The organism is Pseudomonas sp. CFII68 (assembly GCF_000416195.1).
Lineage (GTDB): Bacteria > Pseudomonadota > Gammaproteobacteria > Pseudomonadales > Pseudomonadaceae > Aquipseudomonas > Aquipseudomonas kilonensis.
Genome location: NZ_ATLN01000074.1, coordinates 42,410 through 54,517 on the forward strand (window position 1 = coordinate 42,410; position 12,108 = coordinate 54,517).

The window sequence follows — 12,108 nt, forward strand, 5'->3', positions numbered from 1 at the left end:
GATGCGATGAAAAAGTTTTTCAGCCTGCTGGCGACGCTGTTGGTTCTGGCCCTGGCGCTGTGGATCGGCCGCACATTGTGGGTCCATTACATGAACACGCCCTGGACCCGCGATGGCCGGGTGCGGGCCGACATCATCAACGTGGCCGCCGATGTCAGCGGCGAGGTGGTTGATGTGCCGGTGCGCGACAACCAATCGGTGAAAAAGGGCGACCTGTTGATGCGCATCGATCCTGAGCATTACCGCATCGCCGTGAAGCAGGCTCGCTCCCTGGTGGCGTCGCGCAAAGCCACTTGGGAGATGCGCAAGGTCAACGCCCATCGGCGTGCCGATCTGGACAGCCTGGTGATCTCCCGGGAAAACCGCGACGACGCCAGCAACATCGCCGACTCGGCCCTGGCCGATTACCAGCAGGCCCAAGCGCAATTGGAAGCGGCTGAGCTGAACCTGTCGCGCACCGAAGTTCGCGCGGCGGTGGATGGCTACGTCACCAACCTCAACGTGCACCGTGGCGACTACGCACGCATCGGTGAGGCGAAGATGGCCGTGGTGGACATGAATTCGTTCTGGGTCTATGGCTTCTTCGAAGAGACCAAATTGCCCAAGGTGCGGGTCGGCGATTCAGCGCAGTTGCAGTTGATGAGCGGCGAGAGGCTCAAGGGGCATGTGGAAAGTATCTCCCGTGGCATCTACGACCGGGATAACCCGCAAAGCCGCGAGCTGATCGCCGACGTGAACCCGACCTTCAACTGGGTTCGCCTGGCCCAGCGGATGCCGGTGCGGATTCATCTCGACGAAGTGCCCGACGGGGTGCTGCTGGCGGCGGGGATGACTTGCACGGTGGTGGTAGAACCCCACGCCGAGCGCTGAGCCCCCCGTGGGGATTGTGAGATTTGATACACACCACAGATCCCTGTGGGAGCGGGCTTGCTCGCGAAAGCGGTGGTTCAGTTTGCACTGATATTGACTGTGCCGGCGTCTTCGCGAGCAAGCCCGCTCCCACATTTATTCCGATTGCCCCCAGAATTCTCGCCACAACAGCAAAAAAGCCAAATTCGCGATTATTACAGCGACCCACCCAACCCAAACCGCTTCATCAAGCCTTTCTCCAGCAACCCCTTGGGCAGCCAGCCGGCCATCAAGGGCAGTGATCGGCTGCCGTTGCCCAGGCGCAGCAGGCGGGGGGGCTTGGGTTGTTGTGCTGCCTTGAGCAGGCCGGCGGCGAACTCGTGGGCCGGGGTCGGGTTGTCCTGGGAGGCCTTGGCCCGGGCGCGGATACCATCGCGCAGGGGCCACCAGGGCGACTGTTCGCTGATCAATTGTTCGGCTTCATGACCGGCATTCTTGGCGAAGCTGGAGGCAATGGCGCCGGGCTGGACCTCCATCACGCGGATGTCGAACGGCGCCAGTTCCATGCGCAAGGCATCGCTCAAGGCATGCACCGCCGCCTTCGAGGCGCAGTAGGCGCCGGCAAATGGCGTGACCAGTACCCCGGACACGCTGCCGATGTTCACCACCAGCCCTTTGGCCCGACGCAATACCGGGAACAGCGCGCGGGTGACCCCGACGATGGCGAACACGTTGGTTTCGAATTGACGTTGCATGGCCGGCACGCCGCCGTCCAGCAGCGGCCCCATGGCGCCATACCCGGCGTTGTTAATCAGCACATCCAGGCCACCCTGCTGCTGGTTGATCCGCTCATTCAGTTGTTCCAGGGCCTGGCCATCGTTGACGTCCAGCTGCACGGCGGTGAATCCGGCAGCGCTGAGCGTCGCCACGTCCTCAGCCTTGCGCGCCGTGGCCCAGACCTGATAACCCGCCGCCTTGAAGGCGTCGGCGAGGGCGCGGCCGATGCCGCTGGAACATCCGGTAATCAACGCGACAGGCATGGCGCATTCCTTGTGCAAAAAGTGGGGGAGGGCAGTCAGTTGGAAAAGCTACCGTGCAATCGCTCGGCGCGAAACTCCAGGGTTTGCGGGCGATAACCCGGACGTAGGGGCGGCAGGGGCAGGCAGTCTTGCCACTCGGCGCCGGCCTGCAATTCGCCGGGACCACGATAGCGCGGTGCGTTGTAGGGGCTGTCGGCGAGGTTGATGGTGTCCCCAGGCGCATAAGCCGCGACCCGCCACTGCAGTTCGATCAGCGGCACGTCATTGGTATTTTTTAGGGTCAGTGACAGCGGCCGGTCGGCGGGGCATTGTCCGGGGGCATAGCTGATGCGCAGTTCCAGGCGCTCCAATTGCCGGGTCTCGCGGTTCTCCTGCCAGAGTACCCACGCGGCGACCAGGCCCAGCCCGATGAATGCTGCCAGGGAGACTGGCAAGGCCTTCGCTGGGTAGCGCAAGAGCAAAATGAGCCAGGTGATGACCAGCAAGACGCCGATAAGCATGGTGGAAGCCTCCGTTACCGTAGGCACATCCTACCGAAGGCGACGGGCAATGTTGAAGCGATGATGTCGGCCTGTCGCACACGCCGAAAAAAAGCCCCCACCCAACCCACTGCGGATAGGGGACGCAGTGGGCTGGATGGGGGCTTCTTGAACGGCTGATCGTTGCTAGTTGTTACTGCGCGATGGTCTTCACCGAGACGCCGCGTTCGATCGGAGTGGAGCGACCGTAGATGTCCTCGAAACGCTCGATGTCGTCTTCGCCCAGGTAGCTGCCGGACTGCACTTCGATGATTTCCAGTGGGATCTTGCCCGGGTTGCGCAGGCGGTGGACCGACGCGATCGGGATGTAGGTCGACTGGTTTTCGCAGAGCAGGAACACGTTCTCGTCGCAGGTCACTTCGGCGGTGCCGCTGACCACGATCCAGTGTTCGGCGCGGTGGTGGTGCATCTGCAACGACAGGCACGCGCCCGGCTTGACCGAGATGTGCTTGACCTGGAAACGACCGCCCATGTCCACCGAGTCATAGGAGCCCCACGGACGATAGACTTCGCAGTGGTTCTGGGTCTCGGTGCGGCCCTGGGCGTTGAGGGTGTTGACCATCTGCTTGACGCCTTGGACCTTGTCCTTGTGGGCGATCATCATGGCGTCCTTGGTTTCGACCACCACGATGTTTTCCAGGCCGATCACCGACACCAGTTTGCCGTTGCCGTGGATCATGCAGTTGCGGCTGTCCTGGATGACCACGTCGCCTTTGGTGACGTTGCCGTTGGCGTCCTTGGCATTGACTTCCCACAGCGACGCCCAGCAGCCGACATCGCTCCAGCCGGCCGACAGCGGTACGACGCAGGCACGCTGGGTCTTTTCCATCACGGCGTAGTCGATGGAGTTGTCTGGGCAGCAGGCGAAGGTGGCTTCGTCGAAGGTGATGGTGTCGGCCGTCTGCTCACTGCGCTCCAGGGTCAGCAGGCAAGTGTCGTAGATGTCCGGATCGTGCTTTTTCAGCTCTTCGAGGAAGCGGCTGGCGCGGAACAGGAACATGCCGCTGTTCCAGAAGTAACCGCCGGCCTCGACGAACTCGGTGGCACGCTTGACGTCGGGTTTTTCGACGAAGTGCGAAACGCGGCTCACGCCTTCAGGCAGCAGCGCGTCGTTGGTCGATTTGATGTAGCCGTAGCCGGTTTCCGGTTTGGTCGCCGGTACACCGAACAGCACCATTTCGCCACGCTCGGCGGCCACGGTGGCCAGGGCCAGGGCGCGTTGCAGGGCTTTTTGGTCATCGATCACGTGGTCGGCCGGCAGCACCAGCATCAGCTCGTCGCGGCCTTCGTTGACCAGCATCATCGCGGTCAGCGCCACGGCCGGTGCGGTGTTGCGCCCGAACGGCTCCATCAGGATGCGCTGGACTTCGAGCTTACGGTTGCTCAACTGCTCGTTGACGATGAAACGGTGGTCTTTGTTGCAGACCACGATCGGTGTGTCCATGCCTTCGAACACCAGGCGCTCGAGGGTCTGTTGGAACAGGGTGTGTTCACCGGTCAGGGCCAGGAACTGTTTAGGGAATTGCTTGCGCGAAAGCGGCCAAAGACGTGAGCCACTACCACCTGACAAGATCACCGGAATCATGTTTGTTACTCCTTGAAGCGAAATGGTTGTTAGAGCTACTGCGTTCTGTCGTTTCACTCTCTTGTTCTTGTTCCGTACCCGACTGACACCCCCGATTCAGGGTGGGAGCGGGCTTGCTCGCGAAAGTGGTGCTTCAGCCAACATCAATGTTGAATGTGAGACCGTATTCGCGAGCAAGCCCGCTCCCACAGGGGTACAGCGTCAATCAGGTGAATTCATCAGCGGGTCGACGCCGGGCGTTTTACCCACACTGGCGACAGGCTGCTGCCTGAACCGGTGACGTACAGCACGGCCGCTTCGCCGCGCTCCAGGGCCACGGGCTTGAGGTCGCCGACTTTCTTGTCGCCTTCGAACAGCGCCAGGGTCACTTTCACCGGGTTGATTTCACGTTCGCCACGGCCCTTGGCGGCCACGTTCGGCACCACTTCGGTCTTGCCGTCGGCGGTCTTGAGGGTCAGTGCCTTGTCAGTGAGGTTCTGCACACGGACCAGGGACTTCTGCTTGTTCTTGAACGGTGGTTCTTCGATCAGCTGAGGCTGGCCACTGGCGTTGTTGACCAGGGTGTAATAGTGATCGGGGGCCAGTTTAACCGGAACGGTCTGGCTGCCGACCTTGGCGCTGTAGTCACCGCCAGGCATGAAGCTGAAGTCACTGCTGGCCAGTGGAGCCACGTCGCTCAAGTTGGTGCTGCCAACGGTGGCGCTGACTTCGGCGTTGCTGGCGTTGTAGATACGTACGAAGCTCGAGCCTTTTGGCGCGACTGGGCCGTACAGGGCCGAATCACCGGCAAAGGCGGACAGCGAGAGGGCGCTCATGCTGGCGACGAGGGCAACGGCCTTGAAGGAGCGAGCAGCGAGACGGCGAGGAGTAGTGTTGAAAGTCATGGTGGACCTCTCTTTCAGTTTTGCGCCCGGTCGGGCGTCTCGGATGGGGTGTTGGCGGCTACGTTCTGTTGGCGCGCGCCGGCTTGCTTGAGCTCTGCGACCCACTGTGGGTCGGCGTCGCCGATTTCGTTGTTCACGGGCAGATAACGTTCAGGGAACTCCCAGATCAGCACCTGTGGCGGGCTGTTCTTGAAGGCATCACTCTTGAGGTAGCTGAGCATCGGCAGAATCGGGCCATGGCCGTCCTCGGCGTAGTTGACGACGTCGCTGTGCAGGGCTTGCTTGAGTGCACCGACGAAGTTCCAGTTGGGGTTGGCGCTGTAGCTGGTGCCGATCAGGGCCACGGGCACCTGGGCGTCGGCGAACAGCGCGTCGTCGCTGGTCGGCTGGTCATCGGCTTCGCGGGTGTTGCGCTTGACCAGCGGCTCCTGGGCCGGCATCAGGTTTTCGAACAGTGGGTCCAGGGGCAGGAACTGACGCAGGTCGCCCTTGTGGGTGATTTTTTCTGCAGGTTCGGTGACGAAGCGTTGTGGCTCGCCGTTGAGCGGTGCGCCTTCGGCAATCGCCTTGGCCAGGTTCTCGGCCGCGACCTGGGCACCTTCCGGGGTCCAGTGGGTGTCGGTGCGCAGGAACACTTGCTGGCCGCTCTGCTTGGCCTGTTGCAGCGGGCCGAGCAGGTCAGGGGCGATGATCTTGTCCGCCGCCACGCGAGCGTGGAAATCCTGGTAGAGGTTGGCGTGAATGCTCGACGGCTTCACTTCACCCATGTGTTCTGGATACAAGCGCGCCTTGGCCGGCAGGATCGCCATCACCAGGGTGATGCCTTGTTCCTTGAGCTTCTGGCGCACGCCTTCGACCAGCGCGTAGTTGCCTTGCAGGTTCAGCTCTTCGTTGACGATCGGGTTGAACTCTTCGTCGCTGTACAGCCACTGGTCGCGGCCCAGGACCACGCCTTTGCGGCCTTCGTTGAACAGCTTGTAGTCCAGCGCCGCCCAGATGTTGGTGCCCAGGCGCTTGATCGGGAACTCTTCGTCGTAGTGGGTTTCCACGGCCTTGGCCCAGCGCCCGTTGAGCACGGTCGCGTCGGGGTTGGTGCTGAAGCCGAAGAAACTGCGCATCGACCACATGCCCAGTGCTGTCAGGATCAGCATGAACAGTGCGATGTAAAAGATGCGTAATGAGCGGGTCATGTTCAGATCCCTCAGAACTGGAAGTAAAGGAACGGCGAGAAGCTTTGCGCCGAGAGTTTGAGAATCGAGGCGATGAACAGCAGCAGCACCAGGGTGCGCATCACGTAGCGTGACCAGTCCACGGTCCAGTAGGCCGGTTGCACCTGGGCTTCGACGCCAACGGTGTAGCCAGGTTCATGGATATTCGTCGGATTTTCGCCCGGCGCGGCTTTGATCAGACCCGGTTGTGCAGTGGCCGGACCATCGGCCTCGGTGGTCACTTCAGGTTTTGTCTTGACTGGCGGACGGTTGGTGTAGAAGTCCCGCAGGCCGAAGAAGGCGAGGGTGGCGTAGGCCACCGCCAGCGTGGCGATCTGCAGGCCGGTGAGGTTGGCACGGGTCAGTTCCGACAGCGACCAGTCGCCGAAGCTGAACATGGCGCCGTACATGCGACCGGCCACGTGCAGGTTCTCGGCCCGGAAAATCACCCAGCCCATCACCACCAGCAGGAACGTCAGCGCCCAGCGGATCGGGTTGATGCTGCGTGGCGTGGTGTTGATGCCCACCGCTTTTTCGATGGCCAGCCACATGCCGTGCCAGGCACCCCAGATCACGTAGGTGATGTTCGCACCGTGCCACAGACCACCGAGCAGCATGGTCAGGAACAGGTTGCGATAGGTCATCAGCGTGCCTTTGCGGTTACCGCCCAGGGTGATGTAGAGGTAGTCGCGCAGCCAGGTGGACAGGCTGATGTGCCAGCGGCGCCAGAACTCGGTGATCGACTGGCTGATGTAGGGCTGCTTGAAGTTTTCCATGAAACGGAAACCCATCATCAGGCCCAGGCCGATGGCCATGTCGCTGTAGCCGGAGAAGTCGAAGTACAGCTGCGCGGTGTAGGCCAGCGCGCCGAGCCAGGCATCGCCCGTGGTCGGGTTCTGCAAGGCGAAGCAATGGTCGGCCACCACCGCCAGGGTGTCGGCGATGAACACTTTCTTGATGAAGCCCTGCATGAAGCGGGTGCAGCCTTCGGAGAACTTGTCCAGCGTGTGGGTACGGTTGTTGAACTGGTCGGCCAGGTCGCGGAAACGCAACACGGGGCCGGCGATCAGGTGCGGGAAAATGGCCACGAACGCGGCGAAGTCGATCAGGTTGCGGGTCGCCGGGGTGTCACCGCGATAGACGTCGATGATGTAGCTGATGGACTCGAAGATGTAGAACGAGATCCCGATCGGCAACAGCACGTGGGTCAGGATGAACGGGTTGAGACCGAAGCCGGTGATGATGGCGTTGAGGCTGTCCACGCCGAAGTTGGCGTACTTGAAATAGCCCAGGATGGCCAAATCCACGCCCACGCCGAGCAACAGCCAGCGCTGGGCCGGTTTGGTGCGCACACCGGCGGCGCCGACTTTCAGGCCGATCCAGTAGTTCCACAGGGTGACGCCGGCGAACAGTGCCAGGAAGTCCACCCGCCACCAGGCATAGAACACATAGCTGGCGATCAGCAGCAGCAGGTTGCGATAGCGTTGCCCGCTCAAGTAGTACAAGCCGAGAAAGATCGGCAAGAACAGAAACAGGAACACATTGGATGAAAATACCATCCCGATCTCTCCATGTTGAATCAACAGTCAAGGGCCAGAGCCCCCCCAAACCCCCCCATGAAAACCGGGGGGTTTTATTGCATTTCAGTCGCCGTGATTACTGTGGGAGCAAGGCTTGCCCGCGATGAACGATGACGCGGTCCATTCAGTGCCCCCGCGTCATGGCTATCGCGGGCAAGCCTTGCTCCCACAGGTCCCTTGCCAGGCAAGGGATATGACATCAGCTTCCTTTTTCGCCTTTCTCCCGCGAAGGGTCATACACCCGGGTCAAATCCCCACCGAGGCGGAAGGTCTTGAACGGTTGCATTTCATGCTTGCGCTCCAGCACATCCTCGGAGCAGGTGTAGAGGCTGCAGAACGGTTCGAGCCAGGCGAATTTCGAGTCGACCTTCAGGTCTTTCATGTCCTGCTCATCGCCGTTCTTTTCTTCGAAGATGTCCGGGTCTTTCACCCCGGCCAGCACCCGGTCACCCAGTCGCTTGAGGGCGCCGTTGTTTTCCTGGCGCAGGTCCACACCGTTGACCTGGGCGAAACTGGCAATCATCGCCAGTGGCGGCAGGGCATAGTTGTGGTAGGACAGGGCGCGTTGCTTGCGCTTGAGTTCGTTGGGCAGGAAACCGTCGGCATCGACCTGGTTGACGCCGACCTTGTATTCCTTGACGGCCCAGTCGAACAGGTCGCGGCGGTTGGTTGCCACGGAGGTGGCCATCACCGACCAGGCGGCCCAGTAGGAATGGTTGTTGGTCTTGTCCAGCGGCAGGTTGTCCCAGTCGCTGACCACCTGATCGGCCATCCGGCTGAACCAGCCTTCGATCAGTTGCGCCTGCTCCGGGTGATTGGCCAGTGGGCGGGACTCGGAAAACTTCAGGCGCACATAGGCCGACGCCATGCTGCCCAGCGCCCATTTACGCATGGACTTGCCGGTGTGGTTGAAGTCCTTGGACATCAGCGCATCGGCCTGGGCCCACGCGGTCAGCCAGTTGAGGGTGCATTCCAATTGTTCGGGACGGCCGTCACGCATGAATTGCATCACTTGCTTGCTGACGCCACGCTCGATCTTGGTGATGTCGGCGGTGCTGTCACGAAAGGCTTTTTCCGATTGCACGTTCAGGGTCGAACGGGCCTTGTCGGAGCCCTCGTACTTGCTGCGAAATTGCAGGGAGCCGGTGTAGGGCGTCGGCGTGGCGTCGCAACCTTGGGCGGCTTCGCCGGTCTTGACCTTCTCGATCGGTGCGAAGTAACCCTGTGGCGGGCGCAGCGGGGCCGCTGCCTGCGTGGCCCCGGCGAACATCGCCAGGGTCAGCAGGGAGGGCGCCAGCAGCGTTTTCAACGTTCGGGTGCGCATGGTTCTGGTCATGAGACGAGACCTCATTGTCCGATTTGAGCCGTTTGTTGCCCGGCTTGCGGAGATGCGTTGCGTTTGCAGACTTTCGCTTCGATTTGCTGTGGTTCTTTACCGGCTTCAGGGCCCTGGACTTCAACGGCCAGCAGGGTCTGCGAAGCCCAGTCCTCGTCGGTGCGCAATTGGAAGGCGAAACGTCCGTCGGTGTCGGAGGTATCCGGTTTTTCGATCTTGATATCCTCGTGGCGCCCATTCATGTACCAGAGGGTGGCTTGCAAGGTTTTCACCGAGGTATCGGCGAAGCGGATGTCGACCTGGTGGCTGCCGTTACGCAGATCCATGTTCTTGCTATTGACCATCAATTCGTTCTTGCCCGGCTTGAGCGCGGTCTTGCTGCTCATGAGCGCCGGCTTGCCTTCGCAACCGTTGTTGTCCAGCAGCGCCATCATCTGGCGATAGGTGGTTTCCTGGTCCAGGCGATACAGCGGCGAGAATTCCCAGATGAGGATTTTCGGCGGGCTCTTCTGGAACTCTTCGCTGCCCAGGTACTGGATCATCGCGCCTTCCAGACCGCCGCCAGGGAAGGCGACGTTGAGGATGTCGGCACCGATGGACTCTTCCAGGAACCCGGCAAAGTTGTAGTTCTTGCCACTGTGACTGGTGCCCACGAGGGTGATCTGCGGGTTGCCGGAATCGCTGAACAGGTCGCCGTCGCCAGCCTCGCCCTTGGGCTCGGTGGTGAACTGGTCCATGTACTGGATCGCATAGCTGGTGCCGCACAGTTGCCCGGCCATGTTGTGCAGGGTGCCGGTCTTGCCCATGCGGCCGGACTTCTTGGTCTCGAACTCACGCTTGGGAATGTCGGCGAAGGCCGGGATCTGCTTGACCTTCTCGGCGACGATCTTGGCCGTGCGCTGGGCGCCATACGGCGTCCAGTGCTGGTCGCCACGGAAATAGAAATCGTGGGCCGGCAGGGTTTCGGGCAGGTTTTCGTTGGTCAGCGGCGACAGGTCCGGCACCACGTAACCCATCTGGGCGAAACGACCGAGCATGGATTTGTAGTTGGTCAGGGCCTTGTCAAAGTTGAAGCTGGCCTTTTCCTGCGGGTTGAGCTTGTTGCGGTTCACCAGGCCCCGGGTTGGCTGGTAGACGATCACCAGCTCGACGCCTTTTGCCTTGAACGCATCGTGCAACTGCTGCATGCGCTTGTAGCCGGCCGGGGTGGTGTTGAATTCGGTGCGCAGGTCTTCCTGGGTCCGGAACAGCCAGTCGCCTTGGGCCTGTACCAGCGTGGTGAAGTTCTGCTGGTAGCGCGAGGTGTAGTTCTTTGCGTCATGGGCCGCAGGGCACAGGTTGCAGCACGGTTCGGCGGTGAAGCTCGGTGCCTTGATTTCATCGGCGCGCGCGCCGCTTGCAGCGGCGAGAATGCCGGCAGTCAGGGCGGACAGGCCCAGGAGTTTGATCATCTGTGGGTTCATAAAAGTCATCCTCAGTCCCGCATTTCGGTCTGGCGTTCGACAGGGTCGATCAGCACGGCTTTCTGCTGGCGCACCAGCAGGTCGAGAATTTCATCCTGGCGCTCGCCGAGGATTCCCGAAAAGCTGATGCCGCTGGATTTGGTCGGCGCGAGCATGGACACGCGGTACAGCTCGACGCTCAACGGCGAATCGATGGACAGCGGGCCACTGCCGTTGGCAGCCAGTTCGCCGCCGACCACGATCAGCGAGACCTGGGCGTCGAACGGGTCGAGCTTGATGTCCCGGTCGGTGTCGGACAGGTCTTTGATGTGGCCGTAGAGACCGGTCAGGCCGTTGGCCATGGACACGTTTTCGTAGAGGCGGATGTTCACGCTGTTACGAATGCGGATGCCGTGGCGGCGGTTGCTGATCACTTTGTTGCCCCACAGCAGGTTGTCACCACTCTCGTAGAGCGTGATGCCGTCGGTGTGGTTCTTGTAGATCTCGTTGTAGGCGATCAGGTTGTTCACGCTGTTACGGTCGATCACCAGGCCCGAGAGTTTGTTGTCATAGCTGCGGTTGTTGAAAATGAAGCTGTCGTTGACCTCACGGGAAATAATGATCCCGTGCTTCTTCTTGGTCCCGTAGACCGTGTTGTCGGCAATGATCAGCCGATGGGAACGGTCATGGGGGTCGATGCCGTAGACGATGTTGTCTTTGTAGGTATTGCCCTTGACCACGAAGTCGTTGGTTTCATAGCAGTAGAAGCCGTACCACATGTCCGAGAACTCGGAACCGATGATCCAGCCGGTCGGTTCCGGGCGCTTGAGGACCTTGGCCATGTTCGGCGTGTACTGGGAAATACTGACCCCGTACGACTTACTGTTGGCGTAGCCGAAACTCGCCATCTTGGTGTTGACGATGTAGGTCTCGGTGCCGCCCCAGGACAGCAGGAACGGACGGAATTCCTTGGGCGAGCGGAACGTGGCAGGGCCGTTTTCCTTTTCGCGCCAGCCGGTGACCTTGGTGTCGCGGATGAACATCCGGCCATCGTTGACCAGGAACGCGCCGCCCTCCTGGGACAGGCGCAATTCCTGGGTCTGTTTGTCGATTTCCAGGATGCCTTTCTCGCCGACCACAATTGGAATCCTGGCCAGGAACACGCCTGGCGAGGTTTCGCTGAGGTACTGCTTGGGCACCTTCTTGACCAGGTCCTTGAGGTTCATGTAGCCATCGTCGACGAAGATGGCCTGTGGGATACCGTGCTGACGCACGACCCACTCGGCCATCTTGTTGTCGCCGCCGATGAAGTCCTTCAAGGCGTTTTCCTGCATCATCCGACGCACGCTGACCTTGCCGGGCTTGGTCCGCACGATTTTTGCCGCGACCGCTTCGGCGGTGTAGCCGGAGAGGTCGGGCAGGGTCGGCGTGGCCAGCTCCAGTGGTGCGGTCGGCGCGCTGCTGACGGTGTAGGTCTTGGCCTGTTGCAGTCCCTTGACCACGTTGCCCGGCTTGACCACCGGCTCAACGTTGGCGAACGCCGGCGAGCCGGCCAGCAGCATCGCTGCGACCAACAGGCTGATCGAACCTTTCATCGCCTGGCTGTTCCTGAGGTAGCGGTTCATATCGGGCACTCCCATGGCCA

Annotated in this window: 10 protein-coding genes; 1 reads left to right on the forward strand and 9 read right to left on the reverse strand. The window is 61.1% G+C overall.

The genetic code is table 11. The features are described 5' to 3' along the window. The first annotated feature begins 6 nt into the window (after positions 1-6). Complete coding sequence (locus tag CFII68_RS15680; RefSeq protein ID WP_018606124.1) at positions 7-870, forward strand: HlyD family secretion protein; 864 nt, start codon at positions 7-9, stop codon at positions 868-870. 194 nt (positions 871-1,064) lie between these two features. Here CFII68_RS15680 and CFII68_RS15675 read toward each other — a convergent pair whose 3' ends face one another. The 9 genes from CFII68_RS15675 to algG all read right to left on the reverse strand — a co-directional run bounded on the left by CFII68_RS15675 (position 1,065) and on the right by algG (position 12,088). Next, a complete protein-coding gene (locus CFII68_RS15675; RefSeq protein WP_018606127.1) occupies positions 1,065-1,889 on the reverse strand; it encodes an SDR family oxidoreductase in 825 nt (274 codons plus the stop codon). A 35-nt stretch (positions 1,890-1,924) separates the two neighbouring features. Beyond that, a complete protein-coding gene (locus CFII68_RS15670) occupies positions 1,925-2,389 on the reverse strand; it encodes a hypothetical protein (protein WP_018606128.1) in 465 nt (154 codons plus the stop codon). A gap of 172 nt (positions 2,390-2,561) precedes the next feature. After that, positions 2,562-4,013 carry a mannose-1-phosphate guanylyltransferase/mannose-6-phosphate isomerase gene (locus tag CFII68_RS15665; RefSeq protein ID WP_018606130.1) on the reverse strand — a complete coding sequence of 484 codons (1,452 nt, stop codon included), beginning with the start codon at positions 4,011-4,013 and terminating at the stop codon, positions 2,562-2,564. A gap of 218 nt (positions 4,014-4,231) precedes the next feature. Continuing rightward, positions 4,232-4,897 (reverse strand): alginate O-acetyltransferase AlgF, encoded by a 666-nt coding sequence (locus tag CFII68_RS15660; protein ID WP_018606132.1) that lies wholly within the window; start codon positions 4,895-4,897, stop codon positions 4,232-4,234. A gap of 14 nt (positions 4,898-4,911) precedes the next feature. Then, complete coding sequence (locus CFII68_RS15655; RefSeq protein ID WP_018606134.1) at positions 4,912-6,087, reverse strand: alginate O-acetyltransferase; 1,176 nt, start codon at positions 6,085-6,087, stop codon at positions 4,912-4,914. A gap of 11 nt (positions 6,088-6,098) precedes the next feature. Continuing rightward, positions 6,099-7,664: an MBOAT family protein gene (locus CFII68_RS15650; protein WP_014340044.1), complete on the reverse strand. Its 1,566-nt coding sequence runs from the start codon at positions 7,662-7,664 to the stop codon at positions 6,099-6,101. Between the two features lie 220 nt (positions 7,665-7,884). Beyond that, positions 7,885-9,009, reverse strand: coding sequence for a mannuronate-specific alginate lyase (locus tag CFII68_RS15645; protein ID WP_033062609.1), 1,125 nt, complete (start codon positions 9,007-9,009; stop codon positions 7,885-7,887). 23 nt (positions 9,010-9,032) lie between these two features. Then, on the reverse strand, positions 9,033-10,484 hold the full coding sequence (locus CFII68_RS15640) for an alginate O-acetyltransferase (RefSeq protein WP_018606139.1): 1,452 nt from the start codon (positions 10,482-10,484) through the stop codon (positions 9,033-9,035). Positions 10,485-10,495: 11 nt separating this feature from the next. Beyond that, positions 10,496-12,088 carry a mannuronan 5-epimerase AlgG gene (algG, locus tag CFII68_RS15635; RefSeq protein WP_018606141.1) on the reverse strand — a complete coding sequence of 531 codons (1,593 nt, stop codon included), beginning with the start codon at positions 12,086-12,088 and terminating at the stop codon, positions 10,496-10,498. Between the last annotated feature and the right edge of the window lie 20 nt (positions 12,089-12,108).

Coding starts and splice junctions, on each gene's coding strand:
- CFII68_RS15680 (WP_018606124.1), top strand. CDS start 7: ATGAAAAAGTTTTTCAGCCTGCTGGCGACGCTGTTGGTTCTGGCCCTG.
- CFII68_RS15675 (WP_018606127.1), bottom strand. CDS start 1,889: ATGCCTGTCGCGTTGATTACCGGATGTTCCAGCGGCATCGGCCGCGCC.
- CFII68_RS15670 (WP_018606128.1), bottom strand. CDS start 2,389: ATGCTTATCGGCGTCTTGCTGGTCATCACCTGGCTCATTTTGCTCTTG.
- CFII68_RS15665 (WP_018606130.1), bottom strand. CDS start 4,013: ATGATTCCGGTGATCTTGTCAGGTGGTAGTGGCTCACGTCTTTGGCCG.
- CFII68_RS15660 (WP_018606132.1), bottom strand. CDS start 4,897: ATGACTTTCAACACTACTCCTCGCCGTCTCGCTGCTCGCTCCTTCAAG.
- CFII68_RS15655 (WP_018606134.1), bottom strand. CDS start 6,087: ATGACCCGCTCATTACGCATCTTTTACATCGCACTGTTCATGCTGATC.
- CFII68_RS15650 (WP_014340044.1), bottom strand. CDS start 7,664: ATGGTATTTTCATCCAATGTGTTCCTGTTTCTGTTCTTGCCGATCTTT.
- CFII68_RS15645 (WP_033062609.1), bottom strand. CDS start 9,009: ATGCGCACCCGAACGTTGAAAACGCTGCTGGCGCCCTCCCTGCTGACC.
- CFII68_RS15640 (WP_018606139.1), bottom strand. CDS start 10,484: ATGAACCCACAGATGATCAAACTCCTGGGCCTGTCCGCCCTGACTGCC.
- algG (WP_018606141.1), bottom strand. CDS start 12,088: ATGAACCGCTACCTCAGGAACAGCCAGGCGATGAAAGGTTCGATCAGC.